General features: G+C 72.0%; 16 protein-coding genes and 3 pseudogenes. 10 read left to right on the forward strand and 9 right to left on the reverse strand.

What is annotated here, in order from left to right; genetic code table 11:
* Positions 1 to 25 precede the first annotated feature (25 nt).
* The 7 genes and pseudogenes from QMZ92_RS21405 to QMZ92_RS21435 all read left to right on the forward strand — a co-directional run.
* A complete protein-coding gene (locus QMZ92_RS21405) occupies positions 26 to 829 on the forward strand; it encodes a helix-turn-helix domain-containing protein (RefSeq protein WP_283298999.1) in 804 nt (267 codons plus the stop codon).
* 450 nt (positions 830 to 1,279) lie between these two features.
* A complete protein-coding gene (locus QMZ92_RS21410; RefSeq protein WP_283299000.1) occupies positions 1,280 to 2,203 on the forward strand; it encodes an LLM class F420-dependent oxidoreductase in 924 nt (307 codons plus the stop codon).
* 9 nt (positions 2,204 to 2,212) lie between these two features.
* Complete coding sequence (locus QMZ92_RS21415) at positions 2,213 to 2,965, forward strand: SDR family NAD(P)-dependent oxidoreductase (RefSeq protein ID WP_283299001.1); 753 nt, start codon at positions 2,213 to 2,215, stop codon at positions 2,963 to 2,965.
* A 116-nt stretch (positions 2,966 to 3,081) separates the two neighbouring features.
* Complete coding sequence (locus QMZ92_RS21420; protein WP_283299002.1) at positions 3,082 to 4,200, forward strand: LLM class flavin-dependent oxidoreductase; 1,119 nt, start codon at positions 3,082 to 3,084, stop codon at positions 4,198 to 4,200.
* Between the two features lie 568 nt (positions 4,201 to 4,768).
* Positions 4,769 to 6,544 (forward strand): N-acyl-D-amino-acid deacylase family protein, encoded by a 1,776-nt coding sequence (locus QMZ92_RS21425; protein ID WP_283299003.1) that lies wholly within the window; start codon positions 4,769 to 4,771, stop codon positions 6,542 to 6,544.
* A complete protein-coding gene (locus QMZ92_RS21430) occupies positions 6,541 to 8,046 on the forward strand; it encodes an aldehyde dehydrogenase family protein (protein ID WP_283299004.1) in 1,506 nt (501 codons plus the stop codon). The genes QMZ92_RS21425 and QMZ92_RS21430 overlap by 4 nt, the downstream gene beginning before the upstream one ends.
* A 118-nt stretch (positions 8,047 to 8,164) precedes the next feature.
* A pseudogene (locus tag QMZ92_RS21435) lies at positions 8,165 to 8,320 on the forward strand (amino acid transporter); the annotation flags it as partial.
* 197 nt (positions 8,321 to 8,517) lie between these two features.
* Here QMZ92_RS21435 and QMZ92_RS21440 read toward each other — a convergent pair.
* A complete protein-coding gene (locus QMZ92_RS21440) occupies positions 8,518 to 9,534 on the reverse strand; it encodes an alpha/beta fold hydrolase (protein WP_283299005.1) in 1,017 nt (338 codons plus the stop codon).
* 178 nt (positions 9,535 to 9,712) lie between these two features.
* A complete protein-coding gene (locus tag QMZ92_RS21445; RefSeq protein ID WP_283299006.1) occupies positions 9,713 to 10,174 on the reverse strand; it encodes a MarR family winged helix-turn-helix transcriptional regulator in 462 nt (153 codons plus the stop codon).
* A gap of 106 nt (positions 10,175 to 10,280) precedes the next feature.
* Between QMZ92_RS21445 and QMZ92_RS21450 the strand changes: the two genes are divergently transcribed.
* Complete coding sequence (locus QMZ92_RS21450; protein WP_283299007.1) at positions 10,281 to 11,132, forward strand: SDR family NAD(P)-dependent oxidoreductase; 852 nt, start codon at positions 10,281 to 10,283, stop codon at positions 11,130 to 11,132.
* 51 nt (positions 11,133 to 11,183) lie between these two features.
* On the opposite strand, the gene QMZ92_RS21455 is transcribed toward QMZ92_RS21450, so the two are convergent.
* Entirely contained in the window at positions 11,184 to 12,704 is a 1,521-nt protein-coding gene (locus QMZ92_RS21455; RefSeq protein WP_283299008.1) for a CehA/McbA family metallohydrolase, read from the reverse strand.
* A 248-nt stretch (positions 12,705 to 12,952) separates the two neighbouring features.
* Here QMZ92_RS21455 and QMZ92_RS21460 point away from each other — a divergent pair, with 248 nt between their 5' ends.
* Entirely contained in the window at positions 12,953 to 13,783 is an 831-nt protein-coding gene (locus QMZ92_RS21460) for an LLM class F420-dependent oxidoreductase (protein ID WP_283299009.1), read from the forward strand.
* 107 nt (positions 13,784 to 13,890) lie between these two features.
* On the opposite strand, the gene QMZ92_RS36465 is transcribed toward QMZ92_RS21460, so the two are convergent.
* Complete coding sequence (locus QMZ92_RS36465) at positions 13,891 to 14,151, reverse strand: DUF397 domain-containing protein (protein ID WP_502962105.1); 261 nt, start codon at positions 14,149 to 14,151, stop codon at positions 13,891 to 13,893.
* A pseudogene (locus QMZ92_RS21470) lies at positions 14,067 to 14,288 on the reverse strand (transcriptional regulator); the annotation flags it as partial. The pseudogene QMZ92_RS21470 and the gene QMZ92_RS36465, both read right to left, overlap by 85 nt.
* Positions 14,289 to 14,593: 305 nt before the next feature.
* Between QMZ92_RS21470 and QMZ92_RS21475 the strand changes: the two are divergent.
* Positions 14,594 to 14,899: pseudogene (locus QMZ92_RS21475) on the forward strand (ATP-binding protein); the annotation flags it as partial.
* Positions 14,900 to 14,981: 82 nt separating this feature from the next.
* On the opposite strand, the gene QMZ92_RS21480 reads toward QMZ92_RS21475, so the two are convergent.
* The 4 genes from QMZ92_RS21480 to QMZ92_RS21495 are packed head-to-tail and all read right to left on the reverse strand — an operon-like array spanning position 14,982 to position 21,214.
* On the reverse strand, positions 14,982 to 15,362 hold the full coding sequence (locus QMZ92_RS21480; protein WP_283299047.1) for a hypothetical protein: 381 nt from the start codon (positions 15,360 to 15,362) through the stop codon (positions 14,982 to 14,984).
* Between the two features lie 2 nt (positions 15,363 to 15,364).
* Positions 15,365 to 20,002, reverse strand: coding sequence for a putative T7SS-secreted protein (locus tag QMZ92_RS21485; protein WP_283299010.1), 4,638 nt, complete (start codon positions 20,000 to 20,002; stop codon positions 15,365 to 15,367).
* Entirely contained in the window at positions 20,002 to 20,649 is a 648-nt protein-coding gene (locus tag QMZ92_RS21490; protein ID WP_283299011.1) for a hypothetical protein, read from the reverse strand. Before QMZ92_RS21490 ends, QMZ92_RS21485 begins: the two co-directional genes overlap by 1 nt.
* The gene (locus tag QMZ92_RS21495) at positions 20,630 to 21,214 is read right to left on the reverse strand and encodes an SseB family protein (RefSeq protein WP_283299012.1); all 585 of its coding nucleotides are present in this window, start codon (positions 21,212 to 21,214) and stop codon (positions 20,630 to 20,632) included. The genes QMZ92_RS21490 and QMZ92_RS21495 overlap by 20 nt, the downstream gene beginning before the upstream one ends.
* Positions 21,215 to 21,633: the final 419 nt, after the last annotated feature.

A 21,633-nucleotide genomic window follows, 5' to 3' on the forward strand; every position in this document is an offset into this window, starting at 1 on the left:
CGGGGGCCGGCTGCGGCAGGGTGAGGTGCTGTGCCGGCTGGTCCGGGAGAACCCCGGATACGCGCTGGGCGTCAGCAGGCCGCACCCGCTCGCCGCGACGGCCGACGCCTACGGAGAGGCGCTGCACGCCCTCACGGTCGCCCGCAACTCCCCGGACCGGCTCGCCGTCTACCGGGGCCGGCCGTCGTTGGTGCAGGTGCTCGACCGGCGGCCCGCCGCCGCCTGGGCCGCCGCCTTCCTGGAGCCGCTGGCCGCCGTGCCCAAGCCGACCGTGGACGTCACCCGCCTGGCGGTGACGTTCCCCCGCGCCGCCGTGGCGCGGCTGCTGCAGATCAGCCGCACCACCGTGGCGGCGCACTGCCGCCGGGCGGAAGAGGCGCTGGGCGTCGACCTCGGCGATGTGCGCACCCGTGCCGCGCTCGATCTGGCCCTGTCGCTGACCGCCGTCCACCCCGGCCCCGCCGACGACCGCCGGGCCGCGCCGACGCTGTCCGAACTGCTGCGCACCGTACCCGCCGTGACCTGGGCGGAGAGCTTCGTGGGTCCGCTGCGCTGCAGCCGGCACGGTGATCTGCACCGCACCGCGGAGGCATGGATCGACGCCGGTACGGACGCCCGGGCTGCGGCCGCGCGGCTGGGGTTGAGCCGGAACACGGTCCGGGCGCGGCTGCGCGCCGCCGAGCGGCTCCTCAACCGCGATCTGCTGACGACCGGTTCGGGGATCCACGACCTCGTCCACGCGCTGGAGGTGGCGGGTGGGCAGCGTGCACGGCCCGCCGCCGGATCTGATCACCGTGCACGGTGGCCCGGGGGCCGGGTCGCCTCCTAACGTGCTGATGGCGCGGGGGTTTACTGCCTTCCGCGCGGCCGCGGGCATGTGCCGCCGCGGGGTGACGGCGTCCGCGTTACGGGGGTACGCGCACGTCCGAACGCTCTCCGGCCCGTGCACGGTTCGCCCGCGGTCACCGGCCGGCCCCCGGCGCCGTCTCCGGCGCCGGGCCCGGTCCCGGCCCGACCCTCCGGTCCCGGCCCGACCCTCCGGTCCCGGCCCGACCCTCCCGGTTCCGGCCCGACCCCGGAGTCCTCTGTCGTCCGCCCGCAGCCCGCCCGCCCGTACGCGTACGGCCCGGGCCCGCGCCGTCCGAGCGTGCCCCGCAGCCCCCTTGCCCGATCAGGCACCTGCCAAGACCATGGAGGCCCAACAGATGTGACGGATCGTCAGTTCGTTGCCCGGGCGACCGCCGGACGACGTCGGATCCAACGGCGAAGGGGCCGAACCATGGTGGTCTACGGGATGCAGCTCCCGGTTCAGTCGCAGAGCACCATCTACGCCGAGTCCTGGGAGGCGGCCGCGGGCCCGGACGATCTCGTGGCGATCGCGCGCACCGCCGACCGTGCCGGGTTCGCGTACGTCGCCGTCTGCGACCACGTCGCCATCCCGCTGCGGCTCGCCGGGGCGATGTCCACGATCTGGTACGACCCCGTCGCCACGCTGTCCTTCCTGGCCGCGGCGACCGAGCGGGTGCGGCTGCTCAGTCATGTCGCCGTCGTCGGGCTGCGCCACCCGCTGGTCACCGCCAAGCAGTACGCGACGCTCGACCACCTGTCCGGCGGCCGGCTGCTCCTCGGGGTCGGCGCGGGGCACGTGCGCGAGGAGTTCGAGGCGGTCGGCGCCGACTTCGAGGGGCGCGGCGCCGTGCTCGACGAGACGATCGACGCGCTCCGGGCGGCGCTCGGGCCGGAGGAGTTCCCGAGCTTCGCGGGGGAGCGGTTCGCCTTCGAGGGGCTCGGCCAGAGGCCGCGGCCCGTCCAGACCCGGGTGCCGCTGTGGGTCGGCGGCTCCTCGCCCGCCGCCGTGCGACGGGCCGCCCTCAAGGGTGACGGCTGGCTCCCCCAGGGCGATCCACGTGACCGCCTACCGCGGCAGATCGCCCGGCTCCGGACGCTGCGCGAGGAGGCCGGTGTCGAGGGCCCCCTCGTGATCGGCGCGATCACCGAGCCCCTGTACGTCGGCGACGCCGGCTGGGACACGGGCCGGCGCACGCTGACCGGCAAGCCCGACGTGCTCGCCGAGTCGCTGCGCGAGTACGGCGCCATGGGCGTGGACCAGATCCAGGTGCGGTTCCGCAGCCGGAGCCGCGGCGAACTCACCGACCAGATGGCGGCCTTCGCCGCCGACGTGGCTCCGCATCTCGACCGATAGGAGTACGGCATGGGAAAGCTGGACGGGCGCGTCGTCGTCGTCACGGGCGCGGCGCGCGGGCAGGGCGAGCAGGAGGCGCGGCTCTTCAGCGCGGAGGGTGCCCGGGTGGTTCTCGCGGACGTGCTCGACGACCGGGGCGAGGCGGTGGCCGAGGAGGTCGGGGGCCTGTACGTCCATCTCGACGTCGGTGACGAGGCAGGCTGGGCGGCCGCCGTCGCCGCCGCCAAGGCCGCCTTCGGCCGGGTCGACGGCCTGGTCAACAACGCGGGTATCCTGCGCTTCAACGAGCTGGTCAGCACCCCCCTGGAGGAGTTCCAGCAGATCGTCCGGGTCAACCAGGTCGGCGCGTTCCTGGGGATCAAGACAGTCGCGCCCGAGATCGAGGCGGCGGGCGGCGGCACGATCGTCAACACGGCCTCGTACACGGCGCTCACGGGCATGTCGTACGTCGGGGCGTACGCCGCGACCAAGCACGCGGTCCTGGGTCTGACCCGGGTCGCCGCGATCGAGCTCGCCGCGAAGGGGATCCGGGTCAACGCGGTGTGCCCGGGGGCGGTGGACACACCGATGAGCAACCCGGACGGCGCGGACCCGGACGCGCTGGACGGGCTGTACCGGCAGCTCGTGCCGCTCGGGAGGGTCGGGCAGCCGGAGGAGGTGGCGCGGCTCGCGCTGTTCCTGTCCTGCGACGACTCCTCCTACATCACCGGGCAGCCGTTCGTCGTCGACGGTGGCTGGCTGGCCGGTGTCAGCGTGATCTGACGATTCATCAGACATGCTGCCCTCCCTCTATTGACGCCCCGGACGCGCGGTGGAACAGTCGACGGAGTCAAATCTGACGATGCGTCAGAAAAGTAGGGACGGGACGGTGAACCCCCTTGGAATTCGGCCTCTTCGTTCAGGGTTACGTCGGCAAGCGCGCCGAGACCGACCCGCTCGCCGAGCACAAGGCGCTCATGGAGGAGACCGAGTACGTCATCCAGGCGGACGAGTCCGGCTTCAAGTACGCCTGGGCCTCCGAGCACCACTTCCTGGAGGAGTACTCCCACCTCTCCGCGAACGACGTCTTCCTCGGCTACCTCGCCCACGCCACCGAGCGAATCCATCTCGGCTCGGGCATCTTCAACCCGCTTGCCCAGGTCAACCACCCGGTCAAGGTCGCCGAGAAGGTCGCCATGCTCGACCACCTCAGCGAGGGCCGCCACGAGTTCGGCTCCGGACGCGGCGCCGGCTCGCACGAGATCCTCGGCTTCCTCCCGGGCATCACCGACATGAACCACACCAAGGAGATCTGGGAGGAGACCATCGCCGAGTTCCCCAAGATGTGGCTCCAGGAGGAGTACGAGGGCTTCCGGGGGAAGCACTGGTCACTGCCCCCGCGCAAGGTGCTGCCCAAGCCGTACGGGAAGTCCCACCCGCCCATGTGGTACGCGGCCGGATCCCCGCCCTCCTACGCCATGGCGGCCCGCAAGGGGCTCGGCGTGCTGGGCTTCAGCGTCCAGAAGGTCTCCGACATGGAGTGGGTGCTGGAGCAGTACAAGACCGCGATCCGCGAGGCCGACCCCATCGGTGACTACGTCAACGACAACGTGATGGTGACCTCGACCGCCGTCTGCGCCCCCACGCACCAGGAGGCGGTGCGGATAGCGGCGGGCGGCGGACTGCACTACCTCCAGTCGCTGGTGTTCCGCTACCACGACACCTTCCCGCGGCCCGAGGGATTCCCCGTGTGGCCGGAGACCCTGCCCGAGTTCAACGAGGAGCTCATCGAACTCCTCATCCAGGAGGAGCTGCTGATCTGCGGCGACCCGGACGAGGTGCTGGCACAGTGCAAGCGGTGGGAGCAGGCGGGGGCGGACCAGCTCTCGTTCGGCCTGCCGATCGGGATCTCCAAGGAGGACACCCTCCAGACGATCCGGCTGGTCGGCGAGCACGTCATCCCGAAGATCGACACGGACCCGGTCCACCGCACGACCCGCTTCCGCGAGTCCGCGTGAGCGGGGACCGACGGTCCGCCCCCGACCTGCCCGGACGGCCCGGCGGAGGCCCCGCCCGTGCGGGACGACCGGCCCGGACGGTCCGCAGGACCAGCCGTCCGTGTGCCCGCCCCGCCGTCCGGCTGCCCTGACCCCCGTGAACGGACGGGCCCCGACCGGCCGGTACCGAGGACCGTACCGGCCTGACCGGCCGCTGCCGACCGGACCCTCCACCCGGCGGCTGCCGCGGACCGTCGGCGGGCGCCCGTGGCGCTCGTGACCGACGCAGGGGCCGCGTCCCGAGCGGGGCTCGTGGCGCGGCCCGTGCACCGAGGACCGCGGGCGGTGGCATCCCGGGCCGCCTCCCGCATCCGGCCCGGTCGGAGGGCCACGCGGCCGCGGCCGGCTGCGGTGCCCCCGACCGGGCCACGCCCGTACCCACCGCACCCGTCCTCCGGCGCCCCGCGGACGGCACCACCCGCGGACGGCGCCCCCGCCCACCGCGTCCCCGGCCGACCGCACCGGACCGTACCGCCCCCAGCCGACCGCACCGGCGCCCGACGCCGATGGCACCGAGGCCCGCACCCCGATGCCGGCGCAGCGCCCCGCACGCGAAGGGACGACCATGCTCGACCACCTCATCACGCGCGCGACCGTCGTCGACGGCACCGGCGCCCCCGCCTTCACCGCCGACGTCGGCATCCGCGACGGCCGCATCGCCGTCATCGCCGAACCCGGCACCGTCACCGAGGAGGCCCGGACCACCGAGGACGCGACCGGGCTCGTCCTCACCCCCGGCTTCGTCGACCCGCACACGCACTACGACGCCCAGCTGTTCTGGGACCCGTACGCCACCCCGTCCCTGAACCACGGCGTGACGACGGTCGCCGGTGGCAACTGCGGGTTCACCCTCGCGCCGCTGAACCCGGAGCGCCCCGAGGACGCCGACTACACGCGTCGGATGATGTCCAAGGTCGAGGGCATGTCCCTGGTCGCCCTCGAAGAGGGAGCGCCGTGGAACTGGCACACCTTCGGTGAGTACCTGGACGCGCTCGACGGCCGCATCGCCGTCAACGCCGGCTTCATGGTGGGTCACTGCGCCCTGCGCCGGCACGTCATGGGCCCGGACGCGATCGGCGGCCGGCCCACCGGGGAGCAGCTCCGGCAGCTGCTCACGCTTCTCCACGACGCCATGGACGCCGGCGCCTGGGGACTGTCCACCACCCAGTCGTCCACCCACTCCGACGGCGACGGCAATCCCGTGGCCTCCCGCCACGCGGAGCCCGCCGAACTCCTCGCCCTCTCCCGCGCCGTCGGCGAGCACGAGGGCACCCAGCTGGAGGCGATCGTCGCGGGCTGCCTCGACCGGTTCGCGGAGGAGGAGATCGACCTGCTCGTCGAGATGAGCGTCGCCGCGGGCCGGCCGCTCAACTGGAACGTGCTCACCGTCGACGCCGCCGTACCCGAACGCGTCCCCCGCCAGCTCGTGCCGAGCGAACGGGCCCGCCGCGCGGGCGGCCGGATCGTCGCCCTCACCATGCCGATCCTCACCCCCATGAACATGTCGCTGGGCACCTTCTGCGCCCTCAACCTCATCCCCGGCTGGGGCGGGATCCTGGGTCTGCCCGTCCCGGAGCGGGTCGCGAAGCTCCGCGACCCCGACGTCCGTTCGGAGATGCTGCGTCACGCCGCCTCCAAGGAGGCCGGTGTCTTCCGCAGGCTCGCCGACTTCGAGCGGTACGTCATCGGCGACACCTACTCCGCCGGGAACGAGGGCCTCACCGGGCGGGTCGTGCGCGACATCGCCGCCGAGCGGGGCCAGGACCCCTTCCAGTGCCTGGTGGAGATCTGCGCCGACGACGGTCTGCGCACGGTCCTGTGGCCGATGCCCACCGACAACGACCCGGCCAGCTGGGCGCTTCGGGCGGAGACCTGGCAGCACGAGGACGTGCTGCTCGGCGGCTCCGACGCGGGCGCGCACCTGGACCGGATGTGCGGGGCGCCGTACACGACGAGGTTCCTCGGCGACTGTCTGCGCGGTCGGAAGCTCGTGGGACTGGAGGCCGCGGTGAAGATGCTCACCGACGACCCGGCGCAGCTCTTCGGGCTGCGCGAACGCGGCCGGATCGTCCAGGGCCACCACGCGGACCTGGTCCTCTTCGACCCGGAGCTGATCGACGCGGGCCCGGCGACCCTCGTGCACGACCTGCCCGGCGACAGCCCGCGGCTGGACTCTCGCGCGCTGGGCGTCGTGTCCGTGCGCGTCAACGGGGTCGAGGCGATCCGCGACGACCGGGTCACCGGAGCCGTGCCGGGCCGGGTGCTGCGCTCGGGCCGGGACACCAGGACGGTGAGCACCAAGTGACCGGTGAGCACCGTGTGACCCGGCGGTCCGCCGGGCCGCGGACGGTCCCCGGGCAGCGGCTCTTCATCGGCGGGGAGTGGGTCGAGCCGGACCGGGGCCACTACGAGGTGATCGACCCGGCCACCGAGGAGGTCGTCGGCCTCGCCCCCGAGGCGAGCCGCGACCAGGTGTACGAGGCGGCCGCGGCCGCCCGGGACGCGTTCGAGGAGTGGTCGCGCACGGCCCCCGAGGAGCGGGCGGCGGTCCTGGACCGAGCCGCGGACGTCATCCAGCGCGAGTTCGACGCGTACGCGGAGCTGGCCCGCGCCGAGACGGGCGCCACCACGGGCACCGCGCGGGGCATGCAGGTCGCGGTCGGCGCGTCCCGGTTCCGCCGGTACGCGAGGGGCGCGCTGGAGCCGGTCGAGCAGGGCCTGCCGCCCCAGGTCAACGAGGCCGGGCCGATGGGACGGGCGGGTGTCCTCGGCGCGCTCGCCGCGCGCCGCCCGGTCGGCGTGGTCACCTGCATCACCTCGTACAACAACCCGTGGGCGAACCCGGCGGGCAAGGTCGCCCCGGCACTCGCGATGGGCAACACCGTCGTGGTGAAGCCGGCCCCGCAGGACCCCCTGTCGGTCTACCGGATGGCCGAGGCGCTGGCGGAGGCGGGCGCCCCGCCGGGGGTGGTCAACGTGGTGAGCGGTTCCCGTACGGAGGTCGGGGAGGCCGCGGTGGACTCGCCCGACGTGGACATGGTCAGCTTCACCGGCTCCACGGCCGTCGGGCAGCGTATCGGCGAGGTGTGCGGGCGGAGCATGAAACGGCAGTTGATGGAGCTGGGCGGCAAGGGCGCCGCGCTGGTCTTCGACGACGCCGACCTCGACTCCGCGGTCCTGGGCATCGGTACGACGTTCGCCTTCTACAGCGGACAGATCTGCACCGCGCCGACCCGGGTGCTCGCCCAGCGCGGGGTGTACGAGCGGCTGGTCGAGCGGCTCGGCGCCTTCGCCGGGCGGCTGAAGGTCGGCGACCCGGCGGAGCGGGACACGGTGGTCGGCCCGGTGATCTCCGCCGCCCACCGGGAGCGGGTCGAGTCGTACATCGAGCTGGGGAGGAAGGAGGGCGCGCGTCTGATCGTGGGCGGGGAGCGCCCCGATGCGGCGCGAGGCTTCTATGTGGCGCCGGCGCTGCTGGCCGACTGCGGCAACGGCATGCGTGTCGTCCGGGAGGAGATCTTCGGCCCGGTGGTGGTCGTGGTGCCCTTCGGCGACGAGGAGGAGGGCGTGGCGCTGGCCAACGACAGCGACTACGGACTGATCGACTACGTCTGGTCGGGCGATGTCGCCCGCGCGTTCCGGGTGGCGCGGCGGCTGCGGGCCGGCGGGGTCGGCGTCAACACCGTCGGCAGGAACATGGAGGCGCCGTTCGGCGGCTTCAAGAAGAGCGGGGTGGGGCGGGACGTGGGCTCGTACGCGCTCCACGCCTACAGCGAACTGCAGGCGATCGTGTGGCCCGGTGGGTAGCCGCGGGCCGGGCGACGAAGTGCACGGGAAATTTTCCGTTCGGGCAAAACGGGCATCACTGAGGTTTTCGCAATCCGGAACACCCCACCCGCTGCCTGTGAATGCTGAGGATCGCAGCTCCGCGGTCCTCGGCGTCGGCTCGGTCGTCGTGATCGGCGTCGGCCTGCTGCTGCTCGGCGGAGCGGTCATGCTGGCGATGCAGCGGCGCAGCCCGGCGTTCTTCCGCGGAGAGGTCCTGACGAAGGACGCCCCGTCCCTGGTGGTCCCGGACTGAGTCGCGGTGGTCCGGGGCCGGACCCGGGATCGGGTCGCGGTGGTCCCGGCCCGGACCCGGGATCGGGTCGCGGTGGTCCGGGGCCGGATCGGCCACGGGGCGCCGGTGGGCCGGGCCTTTCCCGGACCGGACGGCACGTCCGCGAAGGGCCCTGCCCACCGGCCCCGGAGAGCACCGGGGCCGGGCCCTTCCGGCTCTCAGGGCCGCCCGGGGCCGCCCGGCAGGGACCGCAGCCAGTCCACCAGCAGCGTGCCGACCTCGTCCGCCCGTTCCTGCTGGACCCAGTGACCGCAGCCCTCCAGGATGTGGGAGGAGACCAGGCGGGGCAGCGTGGTCGGGTAGGCCTTGATGGCGTCCGCCATCCACAGGGTGGGCCCGTCGTGCTCCCCGCCGATGAAGAGGGACGGCTGGGTGATCGGCGCCCCGTCCCAGGCCGCGAGATCCACCCAGTCCCGGTCGATGTTGCGATAGCGGTTGAGCGGGCCGGTCATGCCGCCCCGCTCGAACTCGCCCGCGTAGAAGTCCAGATCGTCCTCGGTCAGCCAGGCCGGCAGCGGCCCGCTCGGGAACCGGTCGGAGAGCCTTCCCCCCGGTGGGACGAAGGAGCGCGGGCCGTCGGTGGAGGGCTTCGCATCGCCCGAGGCGCCGGCGTAGAACCCGGCCAGCCAGGACCTGACGTCCGGCTCGATCTCGGCCTCCGCCCGGCCGGGCTTCTGGAAGTACTGGATGTAGAACTCCTCCGCACCGCCTTGCAGCGCCATCGCCTCCGTGGGAGGCAGCCCGCCGCCCCGTGGCGCGTAGGGCACGCTGAGCAGCGCCACGGCCGTGAAGAGATCCGGTCGCAGCAGGGCGGTGTTCGCCGCGATGGGCGAGCCCCAGTCGTGCCCCACGATCACCGCGGACTCGGCGCCGAGAGCCTTCACCACCGCGACGTTGTCGGCGACGTGCGCCAGCATCCCGTACGCGTCCTGGTCGACCGGCTTCGAGGACCGTCCGTAGCCGCGGACGTCGATCGCGACCGCGTGATAGCCCGCGGCGGCGATCACCGGAAGCTGGTTGCGCCACGAGTACCAGGACTCGGGAAATCCGTGGACCATCAGGACGAGGGGTCCCGAGCCCTGTTCCACCAGATGGATGCGTCCGCCCGGGGTTTCCACCAGGCGGTGCCGCGGCGGCCGCCCGGGTGCGGCGGAAGAGCTGACGGGGTGTGACATCCGGCCTCCTGGAGTGCCCTCGGGCCCCGGCGAGGAGCCGGACGGCAGCCCGTGCGCGATCATGGGTACGACTCAGGCATACCGCCCGGCGGCGCTCCTCGAACGTGCGGTGGGGAGGCGGGGTGCCCGCCGACGGCCCGGTCCCGGGCGGCGCGGGCCCCGGCCCGTGATCGTGCCGTCAGGCGTCCTTGTGTGCCTTGAGCTTGCGCCAGACCGCGCCCAGGGCCGCCATGTCCCGCTGGTCCAGAACGTCGGTGAAGACGGGAGCCAGGCATGCGCGCCGGGTCGCGTCGGCCTCCTCGAACACCTGGCGCCCCTCCGGGGTGAGCGCGACCTCGACGGAACGGGCGTCCCTGGCCGACGGCGTGCGGGAGACCAGCCCGCGGGCCTGCAGCGCGTCGAGGACGCGCGAGACCTGGCTGCGGCTCAGCATGGTGCTGTTGCCGAGTACGGATGCGGCGACGGGTTCGTCGCTGCTTGCCAGCCACAGCATCACCTCGAACCAGGAGACGGGGAGGTCGTGGGCCTTGGACAGGGCGCGGTCGACGCGCTCGGTGAGCACGGTCCCGGCCCAGACCAGGCCGTAGAAGGCGTGGTCGGCCTCGGACATCTCCGCAGGGGTGAGTTTCCTGGTCGCCATGCCTCCGATCATACCGGCTTGCGTGTGTGCACACGCAATGCTTAAGGTGTGTGCACACGCACGGAATGACCGAGTGTGCTTCCCGCCCACCTTCCAAGGAGCCCTCATGTCCCCCTCCACCACTCCCAAGGTCGTCCTCGTCACCGGCACCTCCTCCGGCATCGGCTTGGCAGCCGCGGTCGCAGCGGCCAGGGCCGGCTGGCGCACCGTCGCGACCCTCCGCGACCCGGGCCGCGCCGACGCGCTCCGCAAGGCCGCCGCCGAGGCGGGGGTCGAGCTCGACATCCGGCAGCTCGACGTCGTCGACGAGGCGTCCGTCACCGCCGCCGTCGAAGGAGTGATCGCCGACCACGGCCGGCTCGACGCCGTGATCAACAACGCGGGCGCCGGGCAGCTGGGCACGCTGGAGAACCAGACCGTCGCCGACGTCCGCAAGGTCATGGAGGTCAACTTCTTCGGCGTCCTCAACGTCTCCAAGGCGGCCCTCCCTCATCTGCGCGCCACCGGCGGCCGTCTGATCACCGTCACCAGCGTCGGCGGAGTCGTCGGCCAGCCGTTCAACGAGGCCTACTGCGCGGCGAAGTTCGCCGTCGAGGGCTACATGGAGAGCCTGGCGCCGGTCGTCGCGTCCGTCGGCGTGAGCGTGTCCGTCGTCGAACCGGGCGCCGTGGCGACCGAGTTCGTCAACAACGTCGGCCTCGACCTGGAGGCCGAGATCGCGGCGGCCGGCCCCTACGCCCCGGCCCTCGGCGCCTACGTCAACCGCACCGTCGCCCAGTTCCTGACCGGTGCCCAGACCCGGGACGAGGCCGCCGTGGCCGTACTGGAGGCACTGACGGCGGACCGCCCCGCGTTCCGCCTCCAGACCTCCGACTGGGCACGCGACTTCACGGGCATGAAGTTGAACGACCTGGACGGCTCGGCGGTGCTGGGAACCACGGGCGGCTGGGTGGCGTGACGGTCTCGGCGACGGTCCGGCCGGCCGTGCGGCCCGCCCTCTCACGCCGGGCTACCCCGGATGCCCCAGGAACACCGGGTTCGTGAACGCGGCCAGCGGTCCCGGGAAGCCCGGGATCGGCACGGCCGCCGGGTGGCGCACCTCCGCGCGGACGTACGCCGCGTACGCCGCCGTCGTACGCCACTCCACCGTGCCCGCGCCCTCCGCCGGGAGCGTCGCCGTGTGCAGCACCCCCTGGTCGGTCACGATGCGGGCGGTGCGGCCCGGGGCGCCGGTGACCTCCAGACGGACCGTCACCGGGTCGTCGGCGCCGACCCGGAGCCGCTCGCCGATGCCCGCGCGCCGGCCCCGGCCCCCGTACGCGGCGAACGACAGCGACAGGGCCGACGACTCGGCGACGTACGAGCGGCCCGCGCGCAGACCGTCCAGGATCGCCTCGCGCGTCAGGTCGTCGGCGAGGACCACGGTCTGCGGGGTGCCCACCGCGTCCGGATCCCGGTGCGCGTCGCTGCTGCCCATCGCCGGGATCCAGTGGCCGGCCGAGCGGACGGCGGCCACGAGGGTGCCGTCCCAGGCCGCGAGGGACACGTCGTCGTCCGGGGTGTACGGGCCGTTCCACACCTCCACCGCGTCCACATCGCCGAAGCCGAACTTCCAGTTGCAGCCGATACAGGTGGCGTGCGGGTGCGCGGGCACGACGAGGCCGCCGGCGCGGCGGATCACGCGGGCGTAGTGGCCGAAACGGTTGTCCCGAGCCCGGTAGCGCCAGTCGACGAACGTGCCCGGGTCGGTGCCGAGGGCCACGACGTGGCCGTTGCGGGTGGTGACCTCCTCCCCGAGGAGCACCAGCAGGTCGTCCCCGGCGGCGTCCGCCCACGCCCCGTGCGCCGCGTGCGTGTTGTGCTCGCTGCTGTTGACGAAGTCCAGCCCGGCGGCGCGGGCGAGCGCCGCGATCTCGCCGGGGGTGCGGCGTCCGTCCGAGTACCAGGAGTGCAGATGGCAGTCGCCCCGGTACCAGTCACGCCCCCGGCCCTTCGCCCGCTCCGGCGGGTACACGGGCTTCGGCGTGGGCGCCGGCTTTCCGTACGTGAGCGTGACGGTCACGGTGTACGCGAGTCCCTGCGGCGCGACCGTGTACGGGCCGAGGGCGATGTGCCACGTGCCCGCCCGGACCGGCCCGGGGACGTAGCCGGGCGTCGCCTCGTCGCCCCGGATGAAGAACTCGCCGCGTGCCCCGCCCGACCAGCCGCGGAAGCCCTCGCCGCCGAGCGCGGTGCCGCGCTGGTCGAAGATGCCGATGTCGAGGGCGTTGCCCTGCGTCCCGGCCGGGACCTGCGGCCTCTCGTACGTGTACGACACCCTGATCTCCGCGACCCCGCGCGGCACCTCGACCGGCAGGTACACGAAGTCGGGGGAGCCGGGCGGCAGGGTGCCGCGCACGACCTCGGTGGTCTGTCCGGCCGCGGTGTCCGCTGCCTCGGCGAAGCTCACACCGCCCAACGTAAGCGCGGCGGCGGCTCCCGTCACGAACAGTCCGCGTCTGCTGAGGTCCGCGTCGTCCTCGTTGCCCATGTCGGCTCCCCGGGGTGGTGAGAGGGACAGGAGTGGCCTCATGCCTGGTGCCCCCAACCTCGTACCCGGCCGTGAACGGCTCGGCAAGGGGCGGGGATCGACCGATGACCGGGACATGGCCTTCCGTCCTCACGCCCGCGGTGGACGCGCGCCGTCCCCCGTCCGGTCCCGGGCCCTCGGAATCCCGCGCCGCAGCGCGTAGCTTGGGCCCCGCCACCACCACAGCCGACGAGGGCGGAGGAGCCGCTGTGCGGATCTCGACCACGATCTTCCTGACGGACGAGACGATCACCCCGCCTCGGCTGGCGCGAGAACTGGAGGAACGCGGCTTCGCCGGTCTGTATCTGCCCGAGCACACCCACATCCCGGTCGAGCGGACCTCCCCGTACCCGGCGGGCGGCGACCTGCCGCCCGAGTACGGCCGCACCCTCGACCCCTTCGTCGCCCTCGGGCAGGCCGCGGCCGTCACCACCACCCTCGGCCTCGGCACGGGCATCACGCTCCTCGCCCAGCACGACCCCATCGCCCTCGCCAAGCAGATCGCGACCCTCGATCACCTCAGCGGCGGCCGCTTCACGCTCGGCGTCGGCTTCGGCTGGAACAGGGAGGAGGCGGCGGACCACGGCGTGGAGTGGTCGACGCGGCGTGACCTCAGCCGCGACCGCATGCACCTGATGCGCGCCTTGTGGGCCAAGGAACCAACCGCCTACGAGGGCGACTTCGGCTCCGTCCGTGCCTCCTACGCCTACCCGAAGCCGGCGAGCGGCCCCGCGCCCCGCACCCTCGTCGGCGGCGCGGCCGGCCCGAAGCTCTTCTCCCACATCGCCGACTACGCCGACGGCTGGCTCCCCATCGGCGGCCGGGGCCTCACGGAGTCCGTTCCGGTCCTGCGCGACACCTGGGAGCAGGCGGGCCGCGACCCCGGCACCCTCCAGATCGTCCCGTACGCGGTCCTCCCCTCTGCGGGCAAGCTCGCGCGCTATGCGGAACTGGGCTGCGAGGAGGTCGTCCTGCAGTTGCCGCCGGCGGGGGAGGGGGAGGTGATGAGGGTGCTGGACGAGTACGGGAAGTACGTGTGAGACCGGCCCTGCCCGCCGAGGCCCTCTTCTTCCGCACCCTCCCCCTGGGCGGGCGTACGGGGTGGTACGGCTGCGGGTCAGTCCTGGGTGAACGACACGAACGAGGCTCAGGAGGCGGGGGCGAACGCGAGCATGGGGCCGTCCGTGTTCTTGGAGTCGCGGACGTGGACGGTGGTGGGGCAAGCGGCGATCTCGACGCAGGCGCCGCCTTCCCCGCCGCTGTGGCTGGACTTGCGCCAGGCGTAGGCGACTTCGATGCGACGGCCCGCGCGTACTCCTCGGTCTGGAGAAGACCGGGAACTGCCTGATTGCTGTAGTCGTGCACCGCGAGAGCCTCCGCCTCGGCCTTCGCGTCGTCCCGGAACCAGTCCGGATGCCGCGTCCGCGCTTTCGCCAGCGCCTTCTCCACATCCGGGATCGCGGCCTTCAGTACACCCCGCGCCCCCAGCACCTCGTCCGCAAGCAGCAGGAACGCCGGTTGCGGCGTTCGTACCCCGCGCTCCATGGAGGAGACCAGCGCCTCGCCGCAGTGCGTCGACGCCCCCAGCTCCGCTGACTGAGTCCGGGTGCCTCGCGCAACACCTTGATCTGCCTGCCGCGTGAGTTGAAGAGCAGCGCGGTCCCGTCCTCCTCCACTGGCCGCTCCGGCCGCTCCTCGCGTCCCGCGTCCGCCATACCCCGTACCGCCCTCGCCTGCCGCACTGGCCACGGTCGACGCCCCGTACAGTGCCCCGACCGTACTCGTACGGCTATGCTCCGTCGCGTCGTCACTCCTGGTCAGGGTACTCACGACCGGACACGTTCAGTGACATGAAAGACGAAACCGCCACCCTCACGGTCGAGTTCGCCCAACGCCTCAGCGCCACCCGTCGAGGCGCCCGCCTCGCCCGGCACCTCGCCGTGCACCGCCTCGACGACTGGGGCATCCCGTACGGCAGCGAACTCTCCGATTCCCCCGCACTGATCGTCGCCGAACTCGCGGCGAACGCGGTCACCCACGGCCGCGTCCTCGGCCGAGACTTCGAACTGCGTCTGCTGCTCACGGGGGCGATCCTCCGCATCGAGGTCTCCGACGCCCGCGCCGATCGAAGTCCCGCTACACTCCCGCCACCCAGCGAAAGACCAGGTCAGACACCAAAATCCGGCTGGAGTACTAGGCGCCTCGGATCGTTTCTTGACTCGCCCGGGTGGACATACGTCAAAGCGCATATGGGTAGAGGTGCATGTCCGGAGTTTCGAACTCAACTGAATCGCCGATGTTCACTCCTGAGCTACCCCGTCCTGCTTCGATCAGCACGATGTCTGTATCGATCCGAAGTGCTACGACTCCGTCGTCATCGACCGACTGGACTGTTCCGCGCAGTCGGACCTTCCCTTCGGCGTAGTCTCCCGAAATTCGATCCGGTCCGGAGGTGAGCCTCCAATCAGTGACAGGCTCTGGGATGTCCAACTCGATGTTGTAAACCCCAGTCTCTGGATCGCTTGCGCCGTGCCAGTGCCCCCATGCGGACCCGCACGGCCCGGTGAATGCGACAGTCCTGTCTCGGGCGTCCACGATCTCGGTAATTGTGATTCTCATGTCTATTTCAATCCTAGCGGCACTCGCACCATTGTGTTATCCACGATCCAAGTGTTCGAGGGGGCGATGAAGGTCCAAGTTTCCTTATGGAAATGGAATTTGGTGGGCTTGCTATTCATTTCGTGATCGCCGAGACGGATGCTGCGTGTGCCGTCTGCCGAAACGAGTCTGTTGGGATCGGGCTGACCAGTGCGAGGGTGAATGTTTGTGTACGGCCCATCGCCGAGGAAATTCTCCCACTCGCTCATTGCTTGGTGCGGCTTCAGGGGCTTCGGGGCGACGACCTCTGGTGTGTTGATCACCGTTTCCGGTGGAATGCATGGTGACAGGCCGAGTGGGTCGACCCAGACATGAGGGTTGTCGACATACGTGAACGAATTTGGGGCAGGCGCCAGCCCGAGAGGGTCGGAGCTGACGTACCGCGCCGTCTCCGGGTCGTAGTGCCGGTGGAAGTTGTAGTGCAGCCCCGTCTCCGGGTCGAAGTACTGCCCCGGGAAGCGCAGCGGTGTGTACGCCGTGCTCGACGTCGCCCAGGCCGTCGTCCCCCACAGCGTGCTCCGTGTGTGCCAGGCGACCTCGCCCGACTCGTCGATGAGTTCGCTCGGGGTGCCCACCAGGTCCGTGACGATGGCGAAGAAGCGCTCGTCGACCACCTCCTGGGGGAGTCGCGGGGTGCCCGGGCCCTGCGACCCGCCCGCCGGGAGGATGCGTTCCGTCTGGGCGAGCGGGTGCAGGCCGTCGTGGTCCCAGGTCAGCGCCACGGGGTGGGGCAGGTCCACGGACTCCGTGGTCTGCTCGCACAGCGTCGCGCCGTCCCATGTGAACGAGACCTGCTCGGCCACCGTCTCGCCGTCGTCGCCCAGGCGCTGCTTCGCGATGCGGCGGCCCAACGCGTCGTAGCGGTAGCGCCACACCGTGCCGTCCGGTGTGGTGACCGATGTGAGCCGGTCCTCGGCGTCCCATGCGTAGCGCCAGGTGTCCGGCTTGCGTGACAGGCGGGTCTTCCGGCGCAGCACGATGCGGCCCTGGGCGTCGTGCTCGTAGCGGACGTTGCCGGCGCGGGTGATGCGGGTGCCCGTGTAGGCGCGGGGGCCGGTGGCCTCGTGGCCCGGATGCGTGGCGGGCCAGGACGCGTCGGTCTGGTTGCCCGCCGCGTCGTAGGCGTAGCGCTCGGTCCAGTTCGCGGCGTGGACGGCGGTGACGCGTCCGTCGGTGTCCAGGTCGAACGTCCTCGTCCCGGAGAGCCGGTCGTCGATGCGGACGAGGTGACCGTCCGCGCGGTAGGAGTAGCCGCGCCGCTGGAGGCTGCCGTTCGCGCCCGTGACGAGCTGGTCCGTGAGCCGGCCCATCGGGTCGAAGGTGTGGTGGAGCGTGACCGTGCCGCCGATGCGGCGGGCGAGTTCCCGGCCGGCCGCGTCCCGGTCGAAGCCGATCGTGCGGCCCGACGTCGTCAGTTCCGAGGGTCGTCCCGCCGCGTCGTACGACCAGGAGCTGACCGCGCCGCCCGGCGTCGTCCGTCCGGTCCGCCTGCCCAGGGCGTCGTAGGCGAACGTCGTCTCGCGCCCGTCCACCGACTCCGACCTCAGCCGCCCGTAGCGGTCGCGCAGCCGCGTCAGCGTCGCGTCCGGGCCCGCCGCCACCGCGAGTTCGTCGAAGACGTCGTACTCGTACGTGGTGACGGATCCCTCGGTGTCCTTGCGGACGACCTGGCCGAGGGCGTTGCGCGTGAACCGCACGCGCTGGCCGAGGCCGTTGCTGCGGGACACCGGCCGGCCGGCCGCGTCGTACTCGTACGCCAGGGTCCGGTCGTCGAAGTCGGTCTCGGACAGGAGCAGGCCGGCCGGGTCGTACTCGTAGTCCCAGGTCAGCCCCTGCGGGTTGGTCACCCGGGTCAGACGCAGATTGGAGTCGTGGGCGAACTCGTACCGCACCCCGTCCGGCCCGGTCCGCGCCACCAAGAGGTCGAAGTCGGTGTACTCGAAGGTGGTGACACCCCCCAGGGCGTCGGTGTGGGAGGTGCAGTTGCCCTCGCCGTCGTACGTCCAGGACTGCACGCCGCCGTCCGCCTCGACGCGCCGTGCCAGCCTGCCCTCGACCGTCCACTCCAGTCGCGTCACCGCGCCGAGCGGGTCGGTGATCGTGACCGGCCGCCCGAAGGGGTCCCGTTCGCAACGTGTGGTCGCACCCAGCGGGTCGGTGATCTCCAGCGGCAGCCCGGCCCGGTCGCAGCGCACCCGCGTGGTGTGTCCCAGGGCGTCCGTCACCGATGTCGGATGACCCGCTCCGTCGTACGTGACGTGCGTGGTCGCACCCGCGGCGTCCGTGGCGGAGGTGCGGTTGCCGCGTTCGTCGTACGTCCGGCGCACCACCGTCCCGTCGGCGCCGCGGACGCGCACCGGCAGTCCCAGGCCGTCGTACTCGGCCGACAGTTCCCGGCCGTCCGGGCGGCGCACGGTCACCGGGCGACCGCCCTCGTCGTACGTGGTGCTCGTGACGTGGCCGAGCGGGTCGGTGGTGGCGAGGAGCCGGTTGAACGGGTCGTACTCGAAGCGTGTGACAGCGCCGTTCGGGTCGATCTCGGCGACGACCTGCTGCCGCTCGTTGATCACATGGCGTTTGGTGTGGCCGAGGCCGTCGGTCATGGACGTCATGCGCAGACCGGTGTCCGGGTCCGTGCCGTCCCAGGTGAAGTGGGACTCGACGTGGCCGTTCGTGCCGGACTGGTACACGCACCGGTCGAGGCCGTCGTAGACGTAGTCGTAGTGGCTGCCGTTGGCGTCGGTCCACGACGTCATGCGGCCGAGGGCGTCGTAGCCGAACCGCACCGGCAGGCCCGTGGAGTCGACGACCTCGGTCAGATGGCCGTCCGTGTAGCCGTAGCGGAGGATCTCCTGGTCCGAGCCGTCGGCGGCCGCGCCCGCGAGGTGCAGGGCGGTGACCCTGCCCTCGTCCGTGGTGAGCTTCAGGTGGTAGCCGCCGTGGTGCACGATCGACGTCGGTGCGCCGGACTCGTCGTGGTCGAAGCTGATCCAGCGGCCGTTGCGGTCGTCGATCCGGTCCAGCAGCGCCAGTTCGTCGGTGTGGTCGGTGAAGTGCCACACGCGGCCGGTGTCGGGGTCGGTGACCGTCCAGCCGTCGTCCGTACGGTCCAGGGGCCAGCGCCTGCCGTGCGTGGGCAGCACGGGAACCCCCGGCGCGGGGTGCGGATAGGCGAGCAGGCTGCCTTCGTCGCAGGCGAGGACGACGCCCTCGGAGTCGATCTCCAGGCGCTGGTCCACGGTGCTGGACCAGGTCGGGCCGAACCAGCGTCCCGCCCGGTACGAGGAGTCGAAGGTGCGCCGGAACACCAGCGGCAGCGAGCCGGGGAGGGCGATGTCCGTCTGCGGCAGCAGTACACGGCCGCCAGCGACGTCGACCGGGTCCCCGTCGCACTTGGTCTCACTGCACTGCTTGCCCTTGCCGTCGGGATCCTTGGTGTGCCCGTCACGGACCTTCGACGGGCTGTCGGGAACGCCCTTCATCCCGGCCCTGATCCCGCCCCGGACCAGTCCGGCGCCCTTGCTGCCGACGATCTCCGGGATGAGTCGGCCCAGGAACTCGGACGGGTCGCCCTTCGCCGCCTCCCAGGCGTTCTTCAGTGCGCGGTCGGGGTTCGCGGCGGTGGAGACGAGCCCGGCCAGGGTCGTGTTGAGACCCTTGTAGTACTCGGCCGGGTGCGTCAGGTTGTAGGGATCGAGCGGGTTGACCGAACGGACGAAGTTGACGAGGCCGGCCGCCCCCTTGACGACGCCTCCGGCCAGATGGGTCACTTCCACGCCCTGGGCCAGGCTGTAGTCAGCCAGCTCCAGCTTCACCTTGTCGCGGCCCGTGGGCTCCTTCGGGGCATGGGCCATGGCCGCCGTGATCGCCGTCTTCGCGGTGTCCGCGGCCTCGTTGCGGTGCCTGCGGGCCTCCTTCAGGATCTCCTCGGCCCGCTGCCGCTTGGCCTTGCCGGGGTCGCTGAACGGTCCGGGCCTGGGCGGGGGACTGTCGCTGTTGCGGGCGGCGTTGTAGGCGTCGACCTTCTTGTTGTAAGCGTCGGCCGCCGTCCTGGAGTCCGCTTCGCCCTCCTTGTGGAGGGCGATGGCCTCACGGGCCTTGCCCTGGGCACCGACGACCGCCTTGGAGTAGGTCTCCAGCGCCTCGGCCGCGGCCTCGAAGGCGTCGGCGGCGTGCAGCCAGTCCGTCGGCAGCGTCTCGAACCTCATGCGGAAGGCGTCCGCAGCCTCGCCCTTCCAGTGGGCCGAGTCGAGCTTCTTCATCCCGCCGCCGACGAGGTCGAACGCCTTCTGGAAGTCGCGGAGGTTCTGCACCGCCGAGGCGATCGCCTCCGGGTTGCCGTGGATGAGCTCGTTGGCCTCCTCGGTCTGCCCGAGCTGCTGCTCACCCACGTCCGCGCCGAGCGAGGAGGCGGTCTCGTCGCCCCAGTCCTCGACGCTGTCCGCCCAGTCCTCCGCGCCGACCTGTTCCAGGCCCTCGCCGATCCGGTCGGTCGTCCAGTCGACTCCCTCGCCGACCTTCTCCTTGGCCTTGTCGATGCCGCTGTCGACGACGTCGATGCCCTTGTCGAGGGCCTTCCCCAGATCGCCCAGATCCACCATCAGCGGCGCTCCCCCCAACGCGGCTCCTCGGCCTGCGCGACCGTCTCCTGAGACGGATCGAGCGTCTCGCGCAGCCGGGCGTCCGTCGCCTCACGAAGCTCGGGGTCTATCAGCCCCTGCCGCTCGAAGGCGTCCAGCTGCGCGTCCATCACGTCGTAGCCGGTGTTCTTCCAGGTCTGCTCGACCTCCTGGTGCGCCTCGGAGAACGACTCGGCGCTCCAGTCGGGGGCGTCGGTGGCGGACTGGGTGCTGATCTCGTCCCAGCTCTTGCCCTTGACCTCGTCCTCGCTGAGGTGCGGGTTGCCGTTCAGCGCGTTCACGCCGATCTTGAAGGAGTCCTTGACGTACTGCTCCTGCTCGGCGAACGAGCCCGCCGACAGGCCCACGGCCTGCGCGAATCCGTTGCCCTTCAGCGTCAGCGCCCGGACGCCCCACTCCCAGCGCTCGCAGAAGGTCCCGAACTCGTCCGCGAGACCGCCGTGGCCGAGCTCCACTCCCGACAGGGAGAGTTCCGAGAAGCCGCGCCCCGTGGTCGCCTCGCCGATCATGCCGAGGTCCTTGAGCTCGGAATGGGCGAGGTCGATGCCCTTCACGATGGCCGCGAGCGCCGCGGGCGGCGCCTCGAGATCAGGATTCTGCCCGCTCATCGCGTCCCTCCCCCGTCTCCCCGAGATCCACCGCCACTGCGTCGGGCACGATGCCCTTGACCGGCGGGAACAACATGCCGTCAGCGCTGCCCGCGTCCAGGGCCACACCTCCCGGTCCGGGCAGACCGGGCACCATCACGTCCAGCAGACGGGCGCCGAGCACCGTCCGGTACTTCCACTCGCGGCGCGTCTCTCCCCGCGCCAGGGCGAAGCGCGCCAGGGCCTCCTCGTTCGAGAACGCGCAGATCCAGCGGACGCCGTTCCCGTCGGCGGTCCACAGGCTGTCGTGCTCGTCGAACGGTACGAGCACGGCGGTGCGCCGGAATTCCCCGAGCAACCGCGCAAACTCCCGGCGAGCGAATTCCAGTTCGCCGTCCGCAGCCAGAACGGCCGTGGCGGCCCCCGCGGCCGGATCCGGTATTCCTCCGGGCGGTTCGGGCGTGGTGCGGTCGCCGGAGTCGTCGACCGACGGTTCGGGTGCCGTCCAACTGGCCAACTCGGCCAGTTTCGAGATCCGGTCGGGCTCTGTGGTGCCGTCTGCGGCATCGTCCCCGTGCTGACTCACGGGGGAATGCTGTCATGGGCTCGTTCCCGAATGCAACGCGTAATTCCCGCTCAGAGCGGGGTGATTCGGGTGCGTGGGGATTCCCTCACGCGGGCGCGAACGCGGGCGCGGGAGTGTCGGCACCGGAGTCGGCGGCAGCTCCGGTCCTCCCGTCGAGAGCAGCTCCCGGCCCGCGCCCGTCGACCCTAGGGCCGGGCACTCGCACTCCTCCTCCGCCGCGACCGGCGGCAGATGCCTGTCCGAGAAGGCCATCGGGCATCGATCACCCCACCCGGACCCCGCCGTGTCCGGACCCGCAGTACCCGCAGCTGCGGGCTACGTGCACTGTTCATCGCCGGACGGTACGTCCGCCCCGCACGCACCCCCTTCGGGCGGTGCCCCCGCCCACCCCTCACCATCGACCCTTTTCAGTGCATACG

It is taken from the genome of Streptomyces sp. HNM0645 (genome assembly GCF_030056615.1).
Classification (GTDB): Bacteria; Actinomycetota; Actinomycetes; order Streptomycetales; family Streptomycetaceae; genus Streptomyces; species Streptomyces marianii.

Bases quoted from the DNA above. Each gene is read 5' to 3' on its own strand.
- QMZ92_RS21410 (WP_283299000.1), top strand. From the start codon at position 1,280: ATGGTGGTCTACGGGATGCAGCTCCCGGTTCAGTCGCAGAGCACCATC.
- QMZ92_RS21415 (WP_283299001.1), top strand. From the start codon at position 2,213: ATGGGAAAGCTGGACGGGCGCGTCGTCGTCGTCACGGGCGCGGCGCGC.
- QMZ92_RS21425 (WP_283299003.1), top strand. From the start codon at position 4,769: ATGCCGGCGCAGCGCCCCGCACGCGAAGGGACGACCATGCTCGACCAC.
- QMZ92_RS21440 (WP_283299005.1), bottom strand. From the start codon at position 9,534: ATGTCACACCCCGTCAGCTCTTCCGCCGCACCCGGGCGGCCGCCGCGG.
- QMZ92_RS21445 (WP_283299006.1), bottom strand. From the start codon at position 10,174: ATGGCGACCAGGAAACTCACCCCTGCGGAGATGTCCGAGGCCGACCAC.
- QMZ92_RS21450 (WP_283299007.1), top strand. From the start codon at position 10,281: ATGTCCCCCTCCACCACTCCCAAGGTCGTCCTCGTCACCGGCACCTCC.
- QMZ92_RS21455 (WP_283299008.1), bottom strand. From the start codon at position 12,704: ATGGGCAACGAGGACGACGCGGACCTCAGCAGACGCGGACTGTTCGTG.
- QMZ92_RS21480 (WP_283299047.1), bottom strand. From the start codon at position 15,362: ATGAGAATCACAATTACCGAGATCGTGGACGCCCGAGACAGGACTGTC.
- QMZ92_RS21485 (WP_283299010.1), bottom strand. From the start codon at position 20,002: ATGGTGGATCTGGGCGATCTGGGGAAGGCCCTCGACAAGGGCATCGAC.
- QMZ92_RS21490 (WP_283299011.1), bottom strand. From the start codon at position 20,649: ATGAGCGGGCAGAATCCTGATCTCGAGGCGCCGCCCGCGGCGCTCGCG.